Annotated in this window: 20 protein-coding genes; 8 read left to right on the top strand and 12 right to left on the bottom strand. The window is 66.3% G+C overall.

What is annotated here, in order from left to right:
* Positions 1 to 116 precede the first annotated feature (116 nt).
* Positions 117 to 587 carry a TRAM domain-containing protein gene (locus NGM29_RS04910; protein ID WP_254159314.1) on the bottom strand — a complete coding sequence of 157 codons (471 nt, stop codon included), beginning with the start codon at positions 585 to 587 and terminating at the stop codon, positions 117 to 119.
* Positions 588 to 801: 214 nt separating this feature from the next.
* Between NGM29_RS04910 and NGM29_RS04905 the strand changes: the two genes are divergently transcribed.
* The 3 genes from NGM29_RS04905 to NGM29_RS04895 all read left to right on the top strand — a co-directional run bounded on the left by NGM29_RS04905 (position 802) and on the right by NGM29_RS04895 (position 3,688).
* The gene (locus NGM29_RS04905) at positions 802 to 1,587 is read left to right on the top strand and encodes an electron transfer flavoprotein subunit beta/FixA family protein (protein ID WP_254159313.1); all 786 of its coding nucleotides are present in this window, start codon (positions 802 to 804) and stop codon (positions 1,585 to 1,587) included.
* Positions 1,584 to 2,540, top strand: coding sequence for an electron transfer flavoprotein subunit alpha/FixB family protein (locus tag NGM29_RS04900; protein WP_254159312.1), 957 nt, complete (start codon positions 1,584 to 1,586; stop codon positions 2,538 to 2,540). Before NGM29_RS04905 ends, NGM29_RS04900 begins: the two co-directional genes overlap by 4 nt.
* A gap of 203 nt (positions 2,541 to 2,743) precedes the next feature.
* Positions 2,744 to 3,688: a formyltetrahydrofolate deformylase gene (locus NGM29_RS04895; RefSeq protein WP_254159311.1), complete on the top strand. Its 945-nt coding sequence runs from the start codon at positions 2,744 to 2,746 to the stop codon at positions 3,686 to 3,688.
* A 55-nt stretch (positions 3,689 to 3,743) separates the two neighbouring features.
* Here NGM29_RS04895 and NGM29_RS04890 read toward each other — a convergent pair whose 3' ends face one another.
* Complete coding sequence (locus tag NGM29_RS04890) at positions 3,744 to 5,144, bottom strand: MATE family efflux transporter (protein WP_254159310.1); 1,401 nt, start codon at positions 5,142 to 5,144, stop codon at positions 3,744 to 3,746.
* Between the two features lie 394 nt (positions 5,145 to 5,538).
* Here NGM29_RS04890 and ilvA point away from each other — a divergent pair, with 394 nt between their 5' ends.
* On the top strand, positions 5,539 to 6,750 hold the full coding sequence (gene ilvA / locus NGM29_RS04885; protein ID WP_254159309.1) for a threonine ammonia-lyase: 1,212 nt from the start codon (positions 5,539 to 5,541) through the stop codon (positions 6,748 to 6,750).
* A gap of 86 nt (positions 6,751 to 6,836) precedes the next feature.
* On the opposite strand, the gene NGM29_RS04880 is transcribed toward ilvA, so the two are convergent.
* On the bottom strand, positions 6,837 to 7,832 hold the full coding sequence (locus tag NGM29_RS04880) for a radical SAM protein (protein ID WP_254159308.1): 996 nt from the start codon (positions 7,830 to 7,832) through the stop codon (positions 6,837 to 6,839).
* A gap of 252 nt (positions 7,833 to 8,084) precedes the next feature.
* Between NGM29_RS04880 and NGM29_RS04875 the strand changes: the two genes are divergently transcribed.
* Positions 8,085 to 8,339 (top strand): DUF5789 family protein, encoded by a 255-nt coding sequence (locus NGM29_RS04875; RefSeq protein ID WP_254159307.1) that lies wholly within the window; start codon positions 8,085 to 8,087, stop codon positions 8,337 to 8,339.
* Here NGM29_RS04875 and NGM29_RS04870 read toward each other — a convergent pair.
* Positions 8,318 to 8,530, bottom strand: coding sequence for a hypothetical protein (locus NGM29_RS04870; RefSeq protein ID WP_254159306.1), 213 nt, complete (start codon positions 8,528 to 8,530; stop codon positions 8,318 to 8,320). The two genes, NGM29_RS04875 and NGM29_RS04870, sit on opposite strands and share 22 nt — an antisense overlap.
* 48 nt (positions 8,531 to 8,578) lie before the next feature.
* Between NGM29_RS04870 and NGM29_RS04865 the strand changes: the two genes are divergently transcribed.
* Together NGM29_RS04865 and glmS are read left to right on the top strand one after the other, a co-directional pair.
* Entirely contained in the window at positions 8,579 to 9,763 is a 1,185-nt protein-coding gene (locus tag NGM29_RS04865; protein WP_254159305.1) for a sugar phosphate nucleotidyltransferase, read from the top strand.
* Positions 9,763 to 11,568, top strand: coding sequence for a glutamine--fructose-6-phosphate transaminase (isomerizing) (gene glmS / locus NGM29_RS04860; RefSeq protein ID WP_254159304.1), 1,806 nt, complete (start codon positions 9,763 to 9,765; stop codon positions 11,566 to 11,568). Before NGM29_RS04865 ends, glmS begins: the two co-directional genes overlap by 1 nt.
* A gap of 233 nt (positions 11,569 to 11,801) precedes the next feature.
* Here glmS and NGM29_RS04855 read toward each other — a convergent pair whose 3' ends face one another.
* From NGM29_RS04855 to NGM29_RS04840, 4 genes are all read right to left on the bottom strand, one after another.
* Entirely contained in the window at positions 11,802 to 14,003 is a 2,202-nt protein-coding gene (locus NGM29_RS04855) for a dipeptide ABC transporter ATP-binding protein (protein ID WP_254159303.1), read from the bottom strand.
* Positions 14,004 to 14,005: 2 nt separating this feature from the next.
* Positions 14,006 to 14,911, bottom strand: a complete 906-nt coding sequence (locus tag NGM29_RS04850) for an ABC transporter permease (protein WP_254159302.1) — start codon at positions 14,909 to 14,911, stop codon at positions 14,006 to 14,008.
* The gene (locus NGM29_RS04845; RefSeq protein WP_254159301.1) at positions 14,908 to 15,858 is read right to left on the bottom strand and encodes an ABC transporter permease; all 951 of its coding nucleotides are present in this window, start codon (positions 15,856 to 15,858) and stop codon (positions 14,908 to 14,910) included. The genes NGM29_RS04850 and NGM29_RS04845 overlap by 4 nt, the downstream gene beginning before the upstream one ends.
* Positions 15,859 to 16,076: 218 nt before the next feature.
* Positions 16,077 to 17,411: an aminotransferase family protein gene (locus tag NGM29_RS04840; protein ID WP_254159299.1), complete on the bottom strand. Its 1,335-nt coding sequence runs from the start codon at positions 17,409 to 17,411 to the stop codon at positions 16,077 to 16,079.
* A 176-nt stretch (positions 17,412 to 17,587) separates the two neighbouring features.
* On the opposite strand from NGM29_RS04840, the gene NGM29_RS04835 reads away from it, so the two are divergent.
* Positions 17,588 to 19,057, top strand: a complete 1,470-nt coding sequence (locus NGM29_RS04835) for a CoA-acylating methylmalonate-semialdehyde dehydrogenase (RefSeq protein WP_254159297.1) — start codon at positions 17,588 to 17,590, stop codon at positions 19,055 to 19,057.
* A 40-nt stretch (positions 19,058 to 19,097) separates the two neighbouring features.
* Here the strand turns inward: NGM29_RS04835 and NGM29_RS04830 are convergent, their stop codons facing one another.
* The 4 genes from NGM29_RS04830 to NGM29_RS04815 all read right to left on the bottom strand — a co-directional run bounded on the left by NGM29_RS04830 (position 19,098) and on the right by NGM29_RS04815 (position 22,703).
* Positions 19,098 to 19,619, bottom strand: a complete 522-nt coding sequence (locus NGM29_RS04830) for an Lrp/AsnC family transcriptional regulator (protein ID WP_254159295.1) — start codon at positions 19,617 to 19,619, stop codon at positions 19,098 to 19,100.
* Between the two features lie 78 nt (positions 19,620 to 19,697).
* Positions 19,698 to 20,483 carry a hypothetical protein gene (locus NGM29_RS04825; protein WP_254159293.1) on the bottom strand — a complete coding sequence of 262 codons (786 nt, stop codon included), beginning with the start codon at positions 20,481 to 20,483 and terminating at the stop codon, positions 19,698 to 19,700.
* Positions 20,480 to 21,445, bottom strand: a complete 966-nt coding sequence (locus tag NGM29_RS04820; RefSeq protein ID WP_254159291.1) for a hypothetical protein — start codon at positions 21,443 to 21,445, stop codon at positions 20,480 to 20,482. The genes NGM29_RS04825 and NGM29_RS04820 overlap by 4 nt, the downstream gene beginning before the upstream one ends.
* The gene (locus tag NGM29_RS04815) at positions 21,438 to 22,703 is read right to left on the bottom strand and encodes an ArgE/DapE family deacylase (RefSeq protein ID WP_254159290.1); all 1,266 of its coding nucleotides are present in this window, start codon (positions 22,701 to 22,703) and stop codon (positions 21,438 to 21,440) included. The genes NGM29_RS04820 and NGM29_RS04815 overlap by 8 nt, the downstream gene beginning before the upstream one ends.
* Positions 22,704 to 22,705 lie beyond the last annotated feature (2 nt).

Here is a 22,705-nt window from a genome sequence, read left to right as displayed (position 1 = left end):
CGTATGACATACCAGCAGGTCTACTTACGTCTTATTGCAGTTTGCAGCGTGCAAGCGACGACCGTAGAATACGTGGCGACGGCTCTGCGAAGGGTCTGTCCACCCTGGCGGCCCGCTCAGGAGCCCCAGAAGTTCTCGCGACTGCCGAGTTGCTCGCGCTGTGGGCGACGCCCGCCTCGCTCGGAAGCGTCTTCCTCGTCGTCGGCGTCCGCCTCGTCGTCATCGTCGCTTTCGTCGTCGGACTCCTCGGGCTCGAGTGGCAATCGCTCAAGGACGTCCGCGCGTGCGTGATTGCTGTGGACGCGGGTAATTTCGGCTTTGACCCGGGCCTCCGGCAGGACGCCGTCGATCATGACGATGAACCCGTCCTCGGTTCGACCGACGCCGGCGCCGCTCTCGTGCATGTCGACGACGTCGACGACCACTTCCTCGCCGGATTTGACCGGCTGGGTCTTGAGGTCCTGGATCGGCTGGTTGTAGTGGTTACACCACTCTTTGCCGCCGCGGTCGCCGTAGTGCGTACACCCCATTCCGCTGATTCGCTCGGTAAAGCTGGGGCAGTCGTCTGCGAGTGGACAGTCCGCCATGGACCCTAGTACCTGTGGTATCGTTAAACCGCTTCCGGAACCGGCTTCCAGAATCGAGTCGAACGCCGGGAAAACCCACCGTAGACGCGTCCGGAAGCGTGATACTCTCGGGTAGTGAGAGACCGTCACGAGTCCAGGCGATCCTGAATCAACTGAATGCCCGCGACGCGCGGTTTCGAAAACGTTTACGCCCGGGGGAGCGCAACCAACGATGATGAAGGTACTCGTACCGGTCAAGGAGGTTGCGACCGTCGAAGACGAGTTCGAAATCGACGGCACGACCATCGACGAGCGGTATCTCGGCGCCGATCTCAACGAGTGGGACGACTACGCCATCGAGGAGGCCGTCCAACTCGAAGAAGACGGCGTCGTCGACGAGGTCGTCACCGTCACCATCGGCAACGAAGAGACCGAACAGACCATCCGCCAGGCGCTCGCGAAGGGCGCCGACCGCGCCATCCGCGTCTGGGACGACGCCCTCGAGGACGTCGACCTCCTGGACGTCGGTGCGAAAGTCGCCATCCTCGAGGCGGTCGTCGAAGCCGAGGACCCCGACCTCGTTTTGACGGGCGTTCAGTCGGGCGACGACAGCTTCGGTGCGACGGGCGTCGCCCTCGCCGAGGCCGTCGGCTACCAGTGGGGCGCCGTCGTCAACCAGCTCGACCTGGAGGGAGAGACCGCGTCGGTCCACCGCGAACTCGAGGGCGGCATCGAGGAGCTGACCGAAATCGACGTCCCCGCGGTGTTGACGATCCAGACGGGGATCAACGAGCCCCGCTACGCCAGCCTCCGGGGCATCCGGATGGCCCAGCGCAAGGAGCTCGACCACCAGACGCTTGCCGACCTGGGCGTCGAGGCCGACGCCGTCGCGGGCGACCTCCGACTGACGGCGATGTACGAACCCGAGAGCGAGAGCGACACCACCGTCTTCGAGGGCGGGGCCGACGAGACGGCCGCGCAATTAGCTGATCTCCTGCGGGAGAAGGGGGTGGCCCAATGAGCGATATTCTGGCCGTCGCCGAGCACCGCCAGGGCGAGCTTCGGGACGTCAGCCGCGAGGTCGTCACCGCGGGCGCCGAACTCGCCGGCGAAACCGGCGGCGACCTCCACGTAGCCGTCGTCGGCGGCGACGTCGAGACCTTCGCCGACGCGCTGAACCTCGAGGGCGTCGACACCGTCCACACCGTCGCCTATGGCGAGGAGTTCAACCACGATGTCTACACGCAAGCGATCACCCAGCTGGCGGACGCGCTCGAGCCCGCCTACCTGGTGATGCCCAACAGCGTCAACGGGCTGGACTACGCCCCTGCGGTCGCCACGCGACTCGATGTGCCGCTCGTCACCGACGCCGTCGGTCTCGCGACCGAGGGCGACACCCTCGTCGGCACGCGCGAGATGTACGGCGGCAAGGTCGAGACGACCACCGAGGTCGACGCTGACCAGGTTGCCATTACGATCCGCGGCGCCGAGTGGGAACCCACCGAGGCGGCGGGCGACGCCACCGTCGAGGCCTTCGACGCTGACATCGACGAGGACGCTATCGGCTCGACAGTGACGGGCTTCGAGGAAGTCGCCGGCGGCGACGTCGACATCAGCGAGGCGGACCTGCTGGTCTCCATCGGTCGTGGTATCGAAGAGGAGGAGAACCTGGACCTGATCCGCGAGCTGGTAGAGGCGCTGGACGCGACGCTCTCGTCGTCGCGACCGATCGTCGACGCGGGCTGGCTGCCCGCCAACCGCCAGGTCGGCCAGTCCGGCAAGGTCGTCACGCCCGACGTCTACATCGCCATCGGCATCTCCGGCGCCGTGCAGCACGTCGCCGGGATGAAAGGCTCCGAGACCATCGTCGCGATCAACACGGATCCGAACGCGCCGATCATGGACATCGCCGATTACGCGATCCACGACGACCTCTTCGACGTCGTGCCAGCGCTGATCGAGCAGTTCTCCTGAGCACCCGCGCGAGCGATGCGGTTTAGATCGAGCGCGATTTTTCAGCTCGTATTAAAATTACACTTACTATAGCGTGAACTCGAGTTCGCGACCCGACGTCACCTCGACCGAGACCAATATTACGCGGATGGCAGGGCTTTTCCCCGCTCGAGACGTGGAGGAGAGGTAATGTCTACTGCAGTTCTCGAGCGGTGGTGGTGTCGATGACGACCGATCTGACCGAAATCACGGTCGTCGGAGACGACGACACCGGCCTGATCGCCAACGTCACGACGCTCCTGTTCGAGCGCGGGTGCAACATCGAGGACCTCGACCAGGCGGTTCGCGACGGCGTCTTCCGGATGAACCTCGCCATCGACACGTCGGGGATGGTCTGTACGGAGGCCAAACTGCGCGCCGACCTCGAGGACCTGGGCGACGACCTGGGACTGGACGTCCAGGTCCGGTTCCCGACAGACCGCGACAGCCAGCAGATCGCCGTCCTGGTCACGAAGGAGAGCCACTGCCTCGAGGCGCTGTTCGAGGCCTGGGCCAACGACCGCCTGGGCGCCGACATCGGCGTCGTGATCGGCAACCACGACACCCTCGAGCCCCTGGCCGACCACTACGACGTGCCCTTCCACGACGTCGGGACGGAGAACGGCCAGCAGGACGAAGACCGGTTGCTCGAGTTGCTCGCCGAGTACGACGCCGACCTAATCGTCCTCGCCCGGTACATGCGGATCCTGAGCCCCAACGTCGTGTTCCGCTACGAGGATCGCATCATCAACGTCCACCCCTCACTGTTGCCGTCGTTCCCCGGCGCTGAGGCCTACCGACAGGCCATCGAGGAGGGCGTCCGGGTCGCCGGCGTCACCGCTCACTACGTTACGACGGACCTCGACCAGGGGCCGATCATCACCCAGCGGGCCTTCGACGTCCCCGACGACGCCGACCTCGCGGAGATGAAAGCACGCGGGCAGCCACTCGAGGCCGAGGCGCTGCTCGAGGCCGTCCAGCTCCACCTGAACGGCGACGTCTCGGTCCACCGCGGCCGGACGACGGTGCGGGAAAACGGCGACGCCTATCAGCTCGGATTGCCCAGGGAACTCGAGGACGTGACGCCCGACCGCCCGGTCGACGGGATCACGAGCGCGCTCGACGACTGAGACCACCGTGAGTCGCGTTCGGTTCTCCGTCACTCGTCACTCGTCACTCGTTCGCTCACTCACTCGAGCGACTGCCGCGCTCGGCCATCATCCGGGCCGCTTTGGCCGCCCAGTCGCGCTCGAGGTAGGCCCAGGAGACGACACACAGCGCCCAGAGGTAGTACAGGAAGACGCCGGCCGCGACGCCGAGGACGCCCCAGTCAAGCGAGATGGCGGCGACGTAAGAGAAACAGAGGTAGAACAGGAACAGGCCGCTCGAGCGCGCCAGCAGGGGGTAGATCGTCTCGCTCGCACCCTGGAGCGCGCCCGCGATGGCGACGTAGACGACGAGGAACGGCGCACTGAGGCCGTAGGCTCGAGCGAAGGTGACGGCGTGGCTCGCCGTTTCCGGATCGTCAGTGAAGATCCGGACGAACTGGGGCGCGAAGACCGCGAGGAACAGCCCGATGACGCCGACCGTCGCCAGCCCCAGGCCGGCGATCGCCCAGCCGTCGTATCGAGCCGTGTCCGGATCGCCTTCCCCGAGGTGCTGGCCGACGACGATACTCGCGGCGACGTGATACCCCCGGGAGAGAGGACTCGAGATCTGCTGGTAGACCCGACGGCCGATCTGGTAGGCAGCGTTGGCCTCCGTGCTGATCAGGAGGAGGATCGAGTTGAACGGGAACTCGATGGCAGTCGCGATCAGGCCCTCGGCGATGCGCGGCGCGCTCACCGCGAGCAGTTGCTTCGCGACGATCCAGTCGGTCGGCCTGACGAGCGAACTCTCCCGCCAGGGGCCCGCAAGTATCCCTAACAACGCCAGGGCCGTGAACACGTTGGCGCCAGCCGTCGCGAGGCCGACACCGACGACCTCAAGGCGCGGAGCGCTGAGCAGGCCGAGTCCCAGCACGACCGACCCGGTCACGTTGAGGACGTTGGCGAGGACGTTGACGACCATCGGCGAGATCGTGTCGCCGGTCCCCTGGAGGGCTCTCGCGGCGATGATGCCGACGTGGCGAGCGGGCGCCGTGGCCATGATGATCGCGAGGTACACCGATCCGTACGTCACGACCGCCGATTCGGCGCCGAGGACCGCGATCGCGTACTCGCTCAGCAGGACGCCGAAGAGCACGAACGGGACGCCGGCGACGGCCCCGAGAAGGATCGCCTGAGTGATCGCCTCGTCGCGGGTGCCGGTCGCACCGCTGCCGGTGTCCTGGCTCGAGAGCGCGATGGCGCCGCCGCCGAGACCGAGGCCGATCCGGAGCGGCAGGCGGGCGTAGAGGTCCGCGAGGCCGATGGCGGCGATGGCGGCCGGCGAAAAGAGGCCGGTCACGATGATGTCGACGGTCCGCATCAGCGTCCGCGTCGTCTGCTCGGCCATGATCGGCCACGCGAGTGCGAGGACGCGTTTCCAGACCGAGAGCACCCGCTCGCGCCCCGATGGTTCACCTGCGGAGCCGCTCGCGCCCATACGGCCGAACCGTTCCCGGGACCGTTTATACCTCCGAAAGGAGCAAGCTGCGCGATATTTAGTTCACGCGGTAGAAGTGGCAAGAAGGGGTATCTGACGTGTCACCGAGGCACGAACGACAACCGTCTGCTACCCGTCAGACGCCAGTTTCACCTCGCTCCAGTCTATCGATTACACTTTCGCTCCGGCTGCATGAGATTTATATATCTCCGGTCCTCCTATACAGTCGCACGTCACACGCCGTGCATACCCTGTATTCCCTGTCGTGCTGTCGCTTCTGACAGCACGTTTTCCACACGAGACCAGCAGCACTGCTGTGCCTATCCCCGCTGAGTGAGTGCTCGCCCCGTCGCCAACAGCAATCCTTTACAATACTTGCCCGATACTCGCAGGTATGCTCGAGCTTGCTGACGTCCTCGAGGCCCGCGAACGGGTTCGAGAGACCTCGCGTCACACTCCGCTGACGTACTCACACACCTATTCCGACATGACCGGCGCAGCGGTCCACCTGAAACTCGAGAACTTCCAGCGGACCGGTGCGTTCAAGATTCGCGGGGCGACCAACCGCGTTCAGACGCTCTCGCCCGAAGAGCAAGCCGCCGGCGTCGTCACGGCCAGCGCGGGCAACCACGCCCAGGGCGTCGCGCTCGCAGCAACGCGAGCCGGGGTCGACTCGAAGATCGTCATGCCCGAGCAGGCTCCGATCGCGAAGGTCAAGGCGACCCGGAGCTACGGCGCCGAGGTCGTCCTCGCAGGGGCCGACTACGACGCGGCCGCCGAGCGCGCTCACGAGATCGAACGCGAGGAGGGACGAACCTACGTCCACGCCTTCGACGACGAGCACGTGATGGCTGGCCAGGGGACGATCGGCCTCGAGATCCTCGAGGACTGTCTCGACGTCGACACCGTGGTCGTCCCTATCGGCGGCGGCGGCCTCATCGCCGGCATCGCGACGGCCATCAAGGCGAAGCGACCCGACGTCCGCGTGATCGGCGTCCAATCGACGGGCGCCTCGAGCGCCGCGGCGTCCCTCGAGAAGGGATCGGTCGTCACCATCGACGGGGTCGACACGATCGCCGACGGAATCGCGACCAGGAGCATCGGCGAGAAGACGTTCTCGGTCATCCAAGAGCGCGTCGACGAGGTCGTCACCGTCACCGATGAACAGATCGCGATGGCCGTCGCCCACCTCCTCGAGCGCTCGAAGACCGTCGTCGAGGGTGCGGGCGCCGTCCCGCTCGCGGCGATCCTCTTCGAGGCGTTCGACTACGACGACGGGGAGGTGATCGTTCCGCTCCTCTCGGGAGGGAACATCGACCTCAACATGCTCACCACGGTAATCGTTCGTGGGTTGATCGAAACCGGCCGCTACCTGAAGATTCAGACCGTGCTCAAGGATCAGCCAGGAGCACTCGAGGAACTCCTGGCGATCATCTCGGGCCACCGGGCGAACATCTACGCGATCCAGCACGACCGCACCTCCCGGGACATCAAGATGAGCGACACTGAAGTCGAGATCGACCTCGAGACGCGCGGCCACGACCACGTCGAGGAGTTGCTCGAGGCTATCGAGGATCACGGGTATGCGGTCGAGGTTCTGGTGTAGTCCCGCCAAAAGGGAATCGGCGTTCGAGGCCCCCGATCCGTTCACCAGGAGACTCGCCTCGAGGGGGTCGACGGCGTGTTGAACACCTACGCTAGCGGCGTCCGCTCGACCACCTGGCCGTCGTATGTCGGATACTGCTCGACAATCTCGCCGTCGTCGACGTCACCCGCTTCGATCATCTCCTCGAGCAGCCACCAGGCGACCTCGACGTGGTTCGACTTCACAGTGTAGAACTCCTCGGGGACCCCGAGCGCCTCGAATCTCGAGGGGGCGACTCGCGTCTTCCCATAAACCAGGGTCCCGTCGTCGGTGACGTCGTCGAACTCGCGGCGCACCGTCCGGGCCATCCGCTTGAGTCGCCGCCGGTGCTGGGCCGCGTCCTTGAACACCGAGGTGCAGAAGTAGACCTTCGGGTGGTCGCCCATCACCTCGAGGATGCCGTCCCGGTCGTTGTCGACGGCGCTCATGTGTCCCTCTTTGAGTTCGAACCCTTCCGCCTGCATCCGGCGGTAGTTGCCGTGGGACATCTCAAACTCGTTGACGTTACAGAAGTCGGCGGCGCCCTCGTCCAGAAAGTCGAGGAACTCCGTCTCGGGGCGAATGCCGGGGATCTCGAACGCCGGCGTCAGCCCCTCCTCGCGGGCGACGTAGAGGATGCCCTCCCACTCGGTGCCGTGGAGGTCCCCCCACTGCTCGAGCGGTGGGTGGAAGCGAATCTCGTCCAGGCCGGCCTCCGAGAGTCGTCGCATGTTCTCTCGTCCCCCCGGAATGCCGGTGTAGAGGTGAGTATGGTGGTCCTCGCCGAACTCGTCTTTCAGCAGGGAAAGGTAGTGACAGGTGCGCTCGAGGGCCTCCTGGGGTTCGCCGCCGGTGATCGAGGTGCCGAGGGCGTCCATCCGGTGGGCCTCGGTGAGCACGTCCTCGTCGGACTCGACGAGGCGCTCGTTGGCGTAGACGTCCGTGACGTTCTTGCGGTTCTCGCCGAGCGGGCAGTAAAAGCAGTCGCGCTGGTCGCAGTAGCCGTAGACGAATAGTACCATCTTGCCGCCTTTCGCACACTGCTCACAGCCCTTCGAGATCATTCGATAGCACCGATTCGGTCTCGAGGGCCAAAAGCGGTGCGAATCGCCGCGTGCGAATTGTTCTCGTGCATTCTCCACAATCTTACCGACCGTCTCCGGGAAGAGAGTCGAGCGGACCGACGGGAGGTTTGGCCGACGTACATCGTGAATTTCGCGATTTTATCAACTACCGTGTCCACGTTCGCGTCACTCGAGCGGACACTCACCGAAAACCTCGCAGAAATTCAAGCCGTTCGCCGATGTCCGAGGCGTATGGAGGAAGTCAAACTCAGCCGCGTCGAACACGAACTCTCGGAGCTCTCGTACCCGATCACGCGAGCGGACGCCGCCGTCGAGTTGAACGACGTGACGCTGTTGCTCGCCGACGGGGAAGCCAACCTCGGGTCGCTCGTCGAGGACACGCACAGCGAGGAGTACGACTCCGCGGACCAACTCGAGGATTCGCTGTACAACGTCCTGCCGATGGAAGCCGTCGGTGAACCTTATCAGTCCGAGGGGGAGGGATAGATCGCTCCGTCCTGGTTCCCGCTTCCGCTCTCGTCCGCCGTCGCTCCCGTCCACGTCCGGTGTTCGCGTCCACGTCCGATCACCCGCTCGCACACCGCCGACTCGAGCCCACTGGACCCGCCGAATCGGGGACGCTCGAGGACGACTCGACACCCGCCGTGAGAATCGACCGAGATACTAAAACCGTGCAAATGAGTACATCCAAAAGACTGACGTCGCCAGACGGAGGTTCGAATAGTATGACCGAACGTTCCGCGATCGTGCTCGCGGCCGGGGAGGGAAGCCGTCTCAGACCGTTGACCAAACATCGGCCGAAGCCGATGTTGCCGGCGGCGACGAAGCCGATCCTGGAGCACGTCTTCGACGCGCTGATCGACGCGGGCGTGACCGAGATCACGACCGTCGTGGGCTACCAGCGAAACCGCGTCCAGTCGCACTTCGGGCCGACCTACCGCAACGTCCCGATCAAGTACGTCAAACAGGAGAAGCTGCTGGGAAGTGGCCACGCGCTCCTGGCCGCAGAAGACGACCACCGGGACCACCAGGGGCCGACGCTCGTCGTCTACGGCGACCAGCTCGTCGACGGCGACATCGTCGCGGACGTACTCGAGTCCCACGACGAGGACTCGGTGGCGACGCTCGGCCTGATCCCGACCGACGACGTCGGCGAGTACGGCGGCGTCCTCACGGACGACGGCGAGGTGACCGAGATCGTCGAACACCCGTTCGACGACCGCGAGTACACCCTCAACGCCGGCGTCTACGTCTTCGACGACCTGATATTCGAGGCGATTCGCGGCGTCGACCCGCGTGTGGGTGAACAGTCCCTCATCGATGGCATCTCGAGCCTGGTCGACGACGAGACCGCCAGCGTTCGGGGCGTCGTCTCCGACGGCCTCTGGGTCGACGCGACCTACCCGTGGGACCTGCTGACTATCGCTGAAGACCTCCTCGCCAGGGGCGGCGTCGACAGCCAGGTGTCAGCCGACGCCTACGTCCACGAGTCCGCGACGATCGTCGACCCCGTCGTCGTCCCCGCCGATTGCGTCATCGGGGCGGGGTCGGTCGTGGGACCGAACGTCTGTCTCGGCGAGAACGTGACGGTCGGTTCGAACGTCTCGCTCACGCACGCCGTCGTCGACGCCGACACGCGAGTCGAAGACGGGGCGACGGTCCGCGACTGCGTCACCGGCCGCGGGGCGCGAATCGGCCCCGGGTCGACCGTCGTCGGCGGGCCGAGCGACGTCCAGATCAACGACGCGGTCCACCGAGACGTCGACTTCGGCGCGCTGTTCGCCGACCACGCCCACGACGAGGGCGGATCGACGTTCGCCCCCGGCGTGATCGTCGGCGCCGACGCCTACGTCCAAGCGGGGGCGACGCTCCGTGGAACCGTGAAGGACGACGTGGAGGTGCGTTCCTGATGTGTGGCATCATCGGCTTCGTCGGCAACGGCGAGCACGAGACCGACGCGCTCGACGTTCTCATGACCGGCCTCTCGGGCCTCGAGTACCGGGGGTACGACTCCGCCGGCGTCGCCCTCGGGGATACGGACCTCCGCGTCCACAAGCGCCAGGGCGAGGTCTCCTCGCTCGAGGAGACCCTGGAGGCGAACGAACCAGGCGGCGAGTCCGTCGGCATCGGCCACACCCGCTGGAGCACCCACGGCCCGCCCTCGGACGTGAACGCTCACCCGCACACCGACGCGGAGGGCCGGGTCGCCGTCGTCCACAACGGCATCATCGAGAACTACCAGTCACTCCGGACGGAACTGCGCGAGGTCGGGGTCACGTTCCAGAGCGACACCGACACCGAGGTCGTTCCCCACCTGATCGCCCGCGGCCTCGAGGACGGCCTCGACCCCGAGTCGGCGTTTCGGGCGGCCATCGAGCGCCTCGAGGGCAGTTACGCCATCGCCGCCGTCTTCGAGGGGTCGGAGACGGTGTACGCGGCCCGCCACGAGTCGCCGCTCGTACTCGGCCTGGGCGAGGACGGCCACTACCTGGCGAGCGACGTCCCGGCGTTCATCGAGTACACCGACCGCGTGATCTACCTCGACGACGGTGAGTTCGCGACGCTCACCGGCGACTCGATCCGGATCACCGATTCGGACGGCGAGGTCGTCGAGAGCAGCGTCGAGACCATCGAGTGGGACGCCGAGGACGCCGGCAAGAGCGGCTACGACCACTACATGCTCAAGGAGATCCACGAACAGCCCACTGCGATCCGGGAGTGTCTCCGCGGGCGACTCAACGAACTCACCGGTCGAATCGAACTCGAGGAACTGGCGGACATCGCCTTCGACGGCCCCGTAACGTTCGTCGCCTGCGGGACCTCCTATCACGCCGCGATGTTCGGCGTCTCGCTGTTGAACCGCTGGGGCGTCCCCGCCCAGGCTTCCCTGGCGAGCGAATTTACGGCCGAGACGATGCCGCTCACGGACGACTCGCTCGTCGTCGGCGTCACCCAGAGCGGCGAGACGGCCGACACGATGCGCGCCCTCCGGGAGGCGAACCGGGCGGGCGCGACGACGCTCGCCGTGACGAACGTCGTCGGCAGTTCGGCCGCCCGCGAGACCGATCACGTCCTCTACATCCGGGCCGGTCCGGAAATCGGCGTCGCTGCCACGAAGACGTTCGCGAGCCAGCAGGCCGCCCTCACCATGGTCGCCGCCGCACTGAGCGACCACCGTTCCCGCGAGTTGATCCAGTCGCTCCGATCGATCGCCGACGCCATCCAACAGGTGCTCGACACCTCAAGCGCCCGGGAGGTCGCTCACGCCTACCGCGACGCCGACGCGTACTTCTTCATCGGTCGCAGCCTCAACTACCCCGTCGCGCTCGAGGGGGCGCTGAAGCTCAAGGAGATTTCCTACGAACACGCCGAGGGCTTCGCGGCGGGCGAGTTGAAACACGGCCCCCTCGCGCTGGTCGGCCCGAACACGGCGGTCTTCGCGCTCGTGACCGGCGACGGCGAGGAAGCCGAGAAGACCATCGGCAACGTCAAGGAGGTCGAGGCTCGCGGCGTCCCCATCGTCGCGGTCACGGACGGCCAGTCGGACGTCGAACGATACGCCGACCACGTCCTCGAGATTCCGGCGCTCGAGGACGTCGCGAGTTCGGTCGTAGCGAACGTCCAGCTCCAGCTGGTGTCGTACTGGATCGCCAACGAACTGGGTCGCTCGATCGACAAGCCCCGGCATCTGGCGAAGAGCGTCACCGTCGAATGATCGGAGAGTGCGTCACTGGCGAGTGATCGGACGATCGCTGCCGGAAAAGTGCGAGATTTGTGGTGGTTCGTTGGTGGTGGTGGAACAGTTCCAAATCTCGCAACCGTAGTATACAGTTATTCACATATATTACTATTGGATGAACTTTGTTCGGTTAATTTGTAAGGTCACAGACCGCCGTTCAGTATGGAATCGGTCGGGGGGCTGTAGCCGTCGATTCGGCGGTGTCCGGCTCAGTCGCTGCCACGGTGGGTCGCCTCGAGAACGTCCTCCGGCGGCTCCTCGTCGCCCCTGGTGGCCGTCGAGTGGAGGAAACAGGCCGCACGCTGATCGCCGTCGACCGGGACGAGCGCCGGGTCGTGTTCGCGACACTTCGGCATGACCGCCGGACAGCGGCTGGCGAAGTTACACCCCGTCGGCGGGTATCGCGGGTCCGGAATCTCGCCCTCGAGAGTGATCCGCTCGCTCGACCGCTGCGGATTGGGATCGGGGTCGGGGTCGGGAATCGCGCTCAGCAGCGCCTCCGTGTAGGGGTGTTTCGGATCGGCGAAGAGCGCGTCGACAGGCCCGGTCTCCGCGAGTCGGCCGAGGTACATCACGGCAACGCGGTCGGAGACGTGGCGGATGACCGAGAGGTCGTGACTGATGAAGATCATCGAGAGGTCGCGTTCGGCCTTGATCCGCTCGAGGAGGGCCAGGATCTGGCCCTGGACGCTCACGTCGAGCGCGCTGGTCGGCTCGTCCGCGATCAGGACGTCCGGATCGACCGCGAGCGCCCGGGCGACGCCGACGCGCTGTTTCTGCCCGCCGGAGAGTTCGTGGGGGTGGCGGTGACGGGTCTCGGCGTCGAGACCCACCTCCTCGAGCAGGTCGATCACGCGGTCGGTGACCGTCTCGTCTGGCGCCAGCGTCGCGTGTTTCTCGACCGCGAACCCGAGGATGCGCCCGACTCGCTGGCGCGGGTTGAGCGACGAACTGGGGTCCTGGAAGACGAACTGGACTCGCTGGCGGAGTTCCTCGTCGGGAGTCTCCGCGAGGGAGACGCCGTCGAGCAGGATGTCGCCCTCGGTCCGCTCCTCGAGAGCGATGCAGAGGCGCCCGAGGGTCGTCTTACCGGAGCCGCTCTCCCCGACGAGTCCGACGGTTTCGCCCGCGCGAAGCGAGAGCGAGACGCCGTCGACGGCCTGCACCGGCGGCGATCCCTTCGGGAGCAGGCGATCGAGCAGCGAGGTCGAGGTGTCGAACTCCTTTCGCACGTTCTCGATCTCGAGGATGGGGTCGCCGACGTCGGTCGTCCGCGACCTAGCCGTCTCGGAGGCCTCGGCGGGAACGGGCTCGAGGACGCCGATCTCGTCGGTTCGAATGCAGGCCGCTCGCTGGACGGCGCCGTCGTCGGTCGGCGACGGTGCGGTTCCAGCGGCGGTTTCGGCCGTAATTTCAGCGGCGGTCTCGGAGGTCCCCGCTGGGACGCCGTCGCCTCTCTCGACCGGCTCGAGCGGCGGATCGTCCGCCTCGCAGGCCGCCGTCGCGTACGGACAGCGTGGGGCGAAGTTACAGCCACTCGGCCGGTTTCCGGGCTGGGGAACGGTTCCCTCGAGCAGTTCGGGAACGTGGTCGGTCAGCCGCGGCATCGATCGGAGCAGGCCTGCCGTGTAGGGATGACGGGGTTCGGTGAACACTCGGTCGGTCGACCCCTGCTCGACCATCTGTCCGGCGTACATGACGCCCACGCGGTCGGTCGACTCCGCGACGACCCCCAGGTCGTGGGTGATGAGGACGACGCTGAGGTCGCGGGAGTCCCGGAGGTCCTCGAGCAACTCGAGGATCTGGGCCTCGATGGTCACGTCCAGCGCCGTCGTCGGTTCGTCGGCGATCAGCACCTCGGGATCGCAGCAGATGGCGATCGCGATAAGGACCCGCTGGCGCTGACCCCCGGAGAGTTCGTGCGGATAGGACTCGAAGACGTCAACGGGGTCTGGCAGGCGCACCTGCTCGAGCAGGGAGAGCGCCGTCTCCCGCGCTTCCTCGTCGGACAGCTCCCGGTGCTGGTGGAGCGTCTCGAGGAGTTGCGTGCCGACGGTCAACACCGGCGTGAGCGAGGTCATCGGATCCTGGAAGACCATGGCGATCTCCGATCCGCGGATCGACTGCAGCGTCGAGTCGGACATCGTCGTCAGATCGGCGCCGTCGAACGTGACCGAGCCCGACGCGATCCGGCCGTTGTCCTCGAGTAGCCGCATAATCGAGTGAGCGGTGACGCTCTTGCCGGAACCGCTCTCTCCGACGATGCCGAGGGTTTCTCCGCGCTCGAGGGTGAAGCTCACGTCCTCGATGGCGCGAATGCCGCCCTCATCGGTCGCGAATTCCGTCGTCAGTCCGTCGACCGATAGCAGTGGGTCACCCGTGCTCGTATTCGTGCTCGTGTTCGTACTCATCCTCAGAACCTCCGTTCGGCGTTTTCGTGTGGATCGAGCGCGTCGCGCAGCCCGTCGCCGACCAGGTTGAAGCCCAACACGGTGACGAAGACGGCGACCCCCGGGAACACCGAAATCCAGGGGGCGTTGCTCATGTAGCTACTCCCGTCGGCGACCATCTGCCCCCACGAGGCCTGGGGCGGCTGGACGCCGAGACCGAGGAACGAGAGGGAGGCTTCCGCGATGATGGCGAACGCCATCAGCAGGGAGGCCTGAACCAGCAGCGGCGAGAGGCAGTTCGGTAACACCTCCCAGAAGACGATGTGACGCCTCGAGTAGCCGAGGGCTTCGGCGGCCTCGACGTACTCCTCCTCGGTGACCGAGAGGGCGCTGCTGCGGGCGATGCGGGCAAACTGCGGGATGTAGACGATTCCCAGCGCGATGATGACGTTCTGGAGGCTGAATCCGAGTGCGGCGACGACGCCGATCGCGAGGATGAGCGCGGGGAACCCGAGCAGCACGTCCACCCCGCGCATGATGACCGTCTCCGTGTACCCCTTCGCGTACCCGGCGAGTACGCCGAGCAGCGAGCCAATCACGGCGGCCACGGAGACCGCCGTGAGCGCGACCTGCACCGACACCTTCGCGCCGTAGATCGTCCGCGACAGGACGTCGCGACCCAGTTCGTCGGTCCCGAACGGGTGGTCCGCGCTCGGCCCCTCGAGCGGGGTGAACGCGGGGTCGTTCGGGTCGTGGTGGACGGTCTCGATGATCGCCCCGCCGAAGAACTGTTCGTCGACGAACGCGAGCACGCCGACGACGACGATTACCGACACGACCGCGAGCCCGGCGACCGCCAGTTTATGCGCCGCGAAACTCCGAACGAACCGGCGTAATCGATCCCGACGGGCGCTCGAGACGACGCTCATTGGGCGCTCACCCGCGGGTCGAGGTAGCCGTACGTGAGGTCGACGAGCAGGTTGATCGCGACGAACAGGGTGGCGACGACGAGGACGGCCCCCTGTACCGCCGGGTAGTCCTGCTGGAGGACGGCGAACCAGATCAGTCGCCCCATGCCGGGCCAGGCGAACACCTGCTCGACGACGACGGTGGCCGAGAGGAGGTAGCCGAACTGCAATCCGGCGACGGTGATGACGGGCAACAGCGCTCCTTTCAGGACGTGGGCGGTCATGATCCGGCGCGCCGAGAGTCCCTTCGCCTTTGCCATCCGCACGCTATCGGAGCGGAGGTTCTCGAGGACGGCCGAGCGTGTCTGGCGCGTCAGCAGAGCGGCGTAGGCGGTTCCGACCGTCACCGCCGGCAGGAAGACGCTCTCGAGCGCGCCGACGGGGTCGTCCATCGGCGAGACGTAGTTCCCCGCGGGAAAGAGGTCGATCGACGTCGCGAAGAAGAGAATTAAGAGCAGACCGAGCCAGAAGTTCGGGATCGAGATGCCCGAGAGCGCCCCGAGCGTGACCGCGAAATCGGTCTTCGACCCCTTGCGGACTGCACTCACCATACCGGCGGGAATCGCGATGAGTATGGCGACGACCATCGAGGAGACGGCGAGGAACAGCGTCGCTGGCAGACGGCTCACGATCAGGTCCGAGACGGCCCGGCCCTGGACGAGCGATCGGCCGAAGTCGCCCTGGAGCACGTTCGAGAGCCACGAGAAGTACTGGATGTACAGCGGCTGGTCCAGTCCGTGGGCGGCCCGGACCGCCTCGATGTTCTCCTCGGTCGCCTGAATGCCGAGCATGTTGACGACCGGATCGCCGGGTGCCGCGTGGACGATCAGGAACACGACCGCGGAGACCCCGGCCAGCACGGGGACCGTCTGGAGCGTCCGCACCGCGACGTAGCGAAGGAAATTCATCGAGCGATCAGGCCACCTCCGGTGACGCGAGACGTAAAAACATGGGTAGGTCGTACTCGTCCGATCGCTTAAATGTTGTGTCGGATTCGTGGGAATCCCGAGTTACCTGAAATTCATTCATTATATCGATTGTGGGTTGGATAGTGTTAATCGACTGGTGACTCGACGCTCCGGGGGCTCTCCCAGCGGTAGCCGCTCGAACCCCGCGCCGGTTCGGGTTACGCCTCCATCGCCGCGTCGGCGACCTCGAGGGCCGCGTCGATCGCCGCGACGGCCTCGTCGATCTCCGCCCGGGTGATCGTCAGCGGCGGCGCGACGATGAGCGTGTTGATCATGTTGGCGACGTAGGTCCCGTGCTCGAGCGCGCGGGCAGCGACCTCGTCGACGACGGTCGACCCCTTCGAGAGTTTGTCCTCACGCGTTCCGAAGGGGGCCCGCTCGTCGGTCCGTTTCGTGAGTTCGATCCCGTGGAACAGCCCGGTTCCGCGGACGTCGCCGACGCTCGGGTGGTCGACGGCGAGCGAGGCGATTCGGTCGCTCAGGTACGAGCCGACCTCGTCCGCCCGCTCGATCAAACCCTCGGACTCGTAGGTCTCGACGGCCGCCAGTCCCGCCGCGCAGGCGACCGGGTGGCCCGCGTAGGTGTGGCCGTGAGTGAACATGTTGTCCTCAAAGTGAGCGGCGATGTCGTCGGTGACGACGGTCGCCGCAAGAGGCTGGTAGGCGCCCGTGAGCCCCTTCGCCATCGTCATGATGTCGGGAGTCACGTCGAAGAGGTCGCTGCCGAACCACTCGCCGGTCCGGCCGAACCCGGTCATCACCTCGTCGCAGACGAGCAACGCGCCGTGGTCGTGGGCGATCTCCTTGAGCCGCGGGAGGTACTCCGCCGGCGGGACCAGGATGCCGTTCGAACCGACGACCGGTTCGACCAGCACCGCCGCGACGGTGTCGCCCTCAAGCATCAGCATTTCGTCGATGTACTCGAGGCTCTCCATGGGGTCGAGTGTCGACCCGTAGGCGTAGGGGTCGGGCGCCTTGATCGCGCCCGGAATGCCGGGTTCGGCGGCGAGTCGGCGGGGGTCGCCGGTGACGCTGATCGATCCCGCTGTCGCGCCGTGGTAGGAGCGGTACCGGGAGATGATCTTGTCCTTGCCCGTGTAGAACTTCGCAATCTTGATCGCAGCCTCGATGGCCTCGGTGCCGCTAGTCGAGAAGAACGTCTTCGAGAGGTTTCCCGGCGTCACCTCGGCGAGTTTCTTTCCGAGTTCGGCTCGTGCCTCGGTGGCGAACCCCGGCGCGAAGTACGCACCCTCTCGAGTCTGTTCGGCGATGGCCTCCTCGACCGCCGAGGCCGAGTGGCCGAGGTTCGAACACATGAGTTGCCCGGAGAAGTCGACGTACTCGTTCCCGTCAGCGTCGGTGAACCGGGCGCCGTCGCCACCGACGATCTGGGTCGGTGAGACCTCGCTCTGGTAGGCCCACGTCCCGAAGACGTACTCCCTGTCCATCGCCTCGACGGCGTTCAGCCCGTCGCTCGAGTTATCCGTTACCATGTCCCTATCACGGCTATCGGACTCTATTGATTAATATTTATCCCTTAATCAGATTTCTCGGACAAAATTCTACACTCCATGGTGACACAGCATTCAGTCCATATTTTCTATGTATAGGGAGTACAATATTCATAATATCAGAAGCCTTATAGTGACTGGCGGACAGCCCTAGACGAATGCCACACGATACCACCGAACGGTTCGGGACGGTGAAAAACTACGTCGACGGGGAGTGGGTCGCCCCGGGCGCGGACGGCCAGAACGTGGTGAATCCGGCGACTGGCAACGCCCTCGGATACGTCGGCTTCAGCACCGGCGAGGACGTGGACGCAGCCGTCGAGGCGGGGCTGGCCGCCTTCGAGGACTGGCGAGAGACGCCCGTCGAGGCGCGCATCCAGCCACTGTTCGAGCTGAAACGCCTCCTCGAGGAACACCTGGACGAACTCACGGAGACCCTCGTCCGCGAGCACGGAAAGACGATGGGCGAGGCTCGAGGGGAACTCCGTCGAGGCATCGAGAACGTCGAAGTCGCCTGCGGCATCCCGACGCTCATGCAGGCGGGACACGTCCAGCACGCCGCCCCCGACATCGACGAGACGGCCGTCAGGGAACCCCTCGGCGTGTTCGCCGCCGTTACTCCGTTCAACTTCCCCGGCATGATCCCGCTATGGTTCCTCCCGTACGCGGTCGCGACCGGGAACAGCTTCATTCTGAAACCGAGCGAACGGGACCCGCTCGTGACCCAGCGGCTGTTCGAACTCATCGACGAGGCCAGATTCCCTGACGGCGTCGTCCAGCTCGTCAACGGGAGCGTCGACACCGTCGACGCCCTCCTCCAGCACCCTGACGTCGCCGGCATCTCCTTCGTCGGTTCCACCCCCGTCGCGAAACACGTCTACGAGAAGGCGGCCGCCCACGGAAAGCGCGTTCAGGCCCAGGGCGGGGCGAAGAATCACGTCGTCGTCTCCGCGACCGCCGACCTCGAGTTCGCCGCCGAGAAGACGGTGAGTTCCGCGCTGGCGTGCTCGGGCGAGCGCTGCCTCGCCAACGACGTCGTGCTGGTCGAGGAGAGCGTCTACGAGGAGTTCGTCGACCTCCTCGCCGCGGAGACCGAGAAACAGGTCGTCGGCGACGGCCTCGACCCCGAGACTACCGTCGGCCCGCTGATCACGCCCGAACACGAGGAGCGAGTACGAGAGTACGTCGAAACCGGCCTCGAGGAGGGGGCCGAACTGGTCGTCGACGGCCGGGACGTCGGTCGCGACGGCGAGGGCAACTTCCTTGGTCCCTGTCTCTTCCGGGACGTGACCCCCGAGATGACCATCTGCCAAGAGGAAATATTCGGCCCCGTCCTCGGCGCGATGGCAGTCGAGAGCGTTGCGGAGGGAATCGAGGTCATGAACCGCAGCGACTTCGGCAACGCCGCGAGCCTCTTCACCGAGAGCGGTTCCGAGGCCCGGCAGTTCCGCCACCGAGCGGAGGCGGGCAACCTCGCAGTCAATGCGGGAACGGCCGCACCGATGGCCTTCTTCCACTTCGGTGGGCAAAAGGACTCGTTCTTCGGCGACCTCCACGCCCAGGCGGAGGACGTCGTCCGGTTCTACACCGACGAGACGGTGTACATCGAGCGCTGGCCGAACGCGTAGCCCCGTCCTCCGTCCGAAGCGCCTCGAGTCGAGACGTCGATCAGCGATCCCCGTCCTGGACGACCCGCTTCATCTCCTCGGACATCACCGAGACGACCCGCGGAGTGCTCTTGATTTCGTCCATGACGAACCGCGAGGACGTCTCCTTGACGCCCTCGATGCCGACGATTTCGTCGATGACCTCGTTCATCTGCTCGCGGTCCTGGACGCGCACGATCGTCACGAAGTCCACGTCGCCCATCGTGTAGTAGACCTGTTCGATGCCGTCGATCGCCGCGAGTTCGGTCCCGATGTCCTCGGAGTATCCCTGCTCGTGGGTGACCGAAACCTCCGTCAGCGCCACCATGTCCAGCCCGAACGGCACCGGATCGAGGTCGGCCGTGATCCCGCGGATAACACCCCGGTCCTTGAGTTTCTCGAGTCGATAGTGGATCGCGGATTTCGACAGGCCGAGTTCCTCCGAGAGGACGTTGAGGTTGACGTCGAAGTCATTCTCGACGTACTCGAGGAGGTCGACGTCCGTCTGATCGAAGGTTTCGCCACGAGGGCGCGTGTTCGACATACCTCACGTAGACCGCCGTCTCACATAAAAACGTGTGTCTTCACGAGTATTTGATAGGTTCCACGGGTATCTGACAGGTCACCGGTCCGCCGCCGGGCGTTCGAGCCCGGTGACGGCCCCCTGCTCGCGGGCACGTCGCGCTACACCAATCGTCTCGGCGTGGTAGGCCCCGCCCAGGCTCGCCTCGATGCGGACGTCCTCGAGGCCGCCGAGCACCACCACGTCCGAGAGTACGTCGGCGGCGGCGTGCGTGACGGCCACCTCGGCGTCGGGCGCGAGGTACGGCGTCGTCGCGGTGGTGATCGCCTCGATCACGTCGCCTCGAGCGCCGTCGTGGGGGACGTCCGCGCCGAAGCGCGCGCCGGCGTATTCGAGGTCGAGGGAGACGCCCGATCCCGTCTCGGCGGGTGAGACGGTGATCGAGCCGACATCGGTCTCGCGGGTCACGGACTCGGAGAGCGTCGCGCGGGTCTCGCCGTCGATCGGTTCCGTGCCGACCTCGCGTACGGCCTTCGCGAGCGCGGGATTCGGGAGTCCCGCGGGGTGGCTCACGACCGCGTCGGGGCCGAGCGCCGTCGCGTAACAGAAGCGGTGTTCCGGCCGGGAAAAGTCCCACTCGCTGGCGATTCCGGTGACGGACGCGGCGGTGACACCACAGAGGCGGAGGGGGCCGAGGACGTGTTCGACCACGAACGCGCGGCCGTCGTCGGTGCAGACGGCGTCCGGATCGACGAGGTCGACGCGCACGTCCGCCTTGCGAACGCACTCGAGAGTCGCCGGGATGCCGTTGACCTCGATGCCCGGTTCCGACCGGGATTCGACGCGAACGTACTCGCCCTCGACGGGCGCGACGACCGTCCTCACACCGATCCCTCCACGCGGGCGAGCGTCTCCTCGAGGAGTCGCGTCCCGATCGTGAACGCGTCCGCGTCGAACGGTTCGCCCGGCGCGCCGGTTCCGAGCGCAACCTTCTCGGGGGTTGGCACGGCCTCGAAGATCGATCCGGGCGCCAGCCAGTCGTACGCGCAGTCCCCGAGCACCGCCTGGTGGGCGCCCTCGACTGCTGTCCGCGTCGCTCGAGACGGTCGGGCGCGGTCGACGTCCGCGACGCGCTCGAGGCGAACCGCTTCGACACCCGGACAGGATTCGAACCGGGATTCGACCTCGGCGAAGGCGGTCGTCGGCGTCGTCGCCGCCTCGAAGACGACCGTTAGCCGTTCGCTGCTGGCCTCACCACTGGCGGTCAGCCGGTCGTCACCGGCCTCGACGGCCGTCAGCGAGAAGGTGGTCATTCCGGTCGTGAACACCCCGTCCCGGTCGTCCTCGATCGGATAGTGGGGGTGGGACGGCTTCGCGGCCTCGAGGACGGCCGACAGTCGGTTCTCGTCGGTCTCGAGTCGCCGGTAGTTCGCGCTCGCCTCCGGTGCGCGCTCGAGGTCGACCGACACCCTCGCTTGACCCCGCACGACGGTCGAAAGTCGTCCGTCGAGAGGCTCGAGGACGAGCCAGGGCCCGTCTGCGGCGAGGTCCGCGTCGGGGTAGTACAGTCGGGCGGCCGTCTCCTCGTCTGTGGCAACGGTTCCCGCGACGGCGAGCAGTCCCGCCCGGGCCGCCCGTGGTCCGCGATAGACGGCCCCGCCGGTTTCGGGATCGATCGCGACCTCGAGGTCGGCCAGCGGATCGGTGTCGTCGAGCGGGCCGACGAGCAGGTTGACGCCCCGATCCCGTCCGCCGCGGGCCGCTTCCTCGTCGGAGCCGTCCGAACCACGTTCGCCCGCCTCGAGTGCTCGCTCTCGAATCGTTTCCGGCGACGGCAACTCAGCCATCGAGATGTCCCATCAGGTCCGCCGTCGCGGCGGCCATCACCTTCGCAGCCGTGACGACCTCCTCGACGGGCACGTACTCGTCCTCGACGTGGGCCTGCTCGAGCAGACCCGGCCCGTAGACGATGCACTCCTCGATGCCGGCGTCGTTGACAACGAAGCGCTGGTCGTCCGACCCCGGCGAGACGACGTACTCCGGCGGCCCGTGGTGGGGTTCGATCTCTCGGGCGAACGTCTGGGCGACGGTGCAGTCACGCGAGACGAGCGCGGGTTCGGCGAACATAATCTCCTCGTAGCCGACCCGCGCACCCGTCGCAGCCTCGGTCTCGGCCATCAGCGCCTCGAGTTCCTCGCGGGCGCCATCGACGCTCTCCTCGGGGACGAGCACGCGGTAGAACGTGGCCGTACAGCGGTCGGGCACCACGTTCTCGGAGTAGCCCGCGTCGATCATCGTCGCGGAGACGTCCGCCCGGGCCGACGCCGCAGGGACGACCGGTTCGTCCGTCGTTCGTCCGTGGAGGGTCTCGCGATACTCGCCGATCCGGGTGAGGAAGTCGTTCATCGCCATCACGGCGTTCTCCCCGCCGTGGGCCATGCAGCCGTGGGCTTTCTCGCCGTGGGTGACAACCCGGAACTTCAACACGCCGCGGTGGCCCAGGCAGATCCGCGAGGAGTCGAAGCACTCGGTGTAGATGCAGTAGTCGGTGTTCTCCCGGGAAATATGTCCCTCCCGGACCAGTTCGCCGAGGCCGGTGAAGCCCCCGGTCTCCTCGTCGACGGTCATGCTCTGGGTAATCGACCCCTCGATTGGTACACCCAGCTCGCGAAGCGCGTCGACGGCCAGCACGCTCGCGGCGATGCCGGATTTCATGTCACTGGACCCGCGGGCGTAGAGGTTCCCGTCCTCGAGGGTCGGCTCGTAGGGGTCGGTGGCCCAGTCCTCGCCCGCGGGGACCACGTCGTAGTGGCCCGTGAAGTGGACGTCCGGCCCCTCTCGGCCCTCGTCCAGTCGAGCGAGGACGTTCATCCGGTCATGATCGGTCCGGTTGGGGTAGTGCTCCTCGACGACCTCGTCGGGAACGTCGATCACGTCTACGTCGTACTCGCGGGCCTCGAGTTGCTCCCGGAGGAACTCGGCTCCCTCGCGGTAGTTTCGACCGGGCGGGTTCTCGGTGTCGATCCGGAGGAACTCCGTCAGGAACTCGAGGCCGTCCGCCTGGCGCGACTCGACGGCGTCGTCGATGGCAGTTCGGGTCGTCATGG

The organism is Natronosalvus rutilus (assembly GCF_024204665.1).
Lineage (GTDB): Archaea > Halobacteriota > Halobacteria > Halobacteriales > Natrialbaceae > Natronosalvus > Natronosalvus rutilus.
The sequence above is the reverse complement of the archived record's forward strand: the minus strand, read 5'-3'. Positions and strand labels throughout refer to the sequence as shown.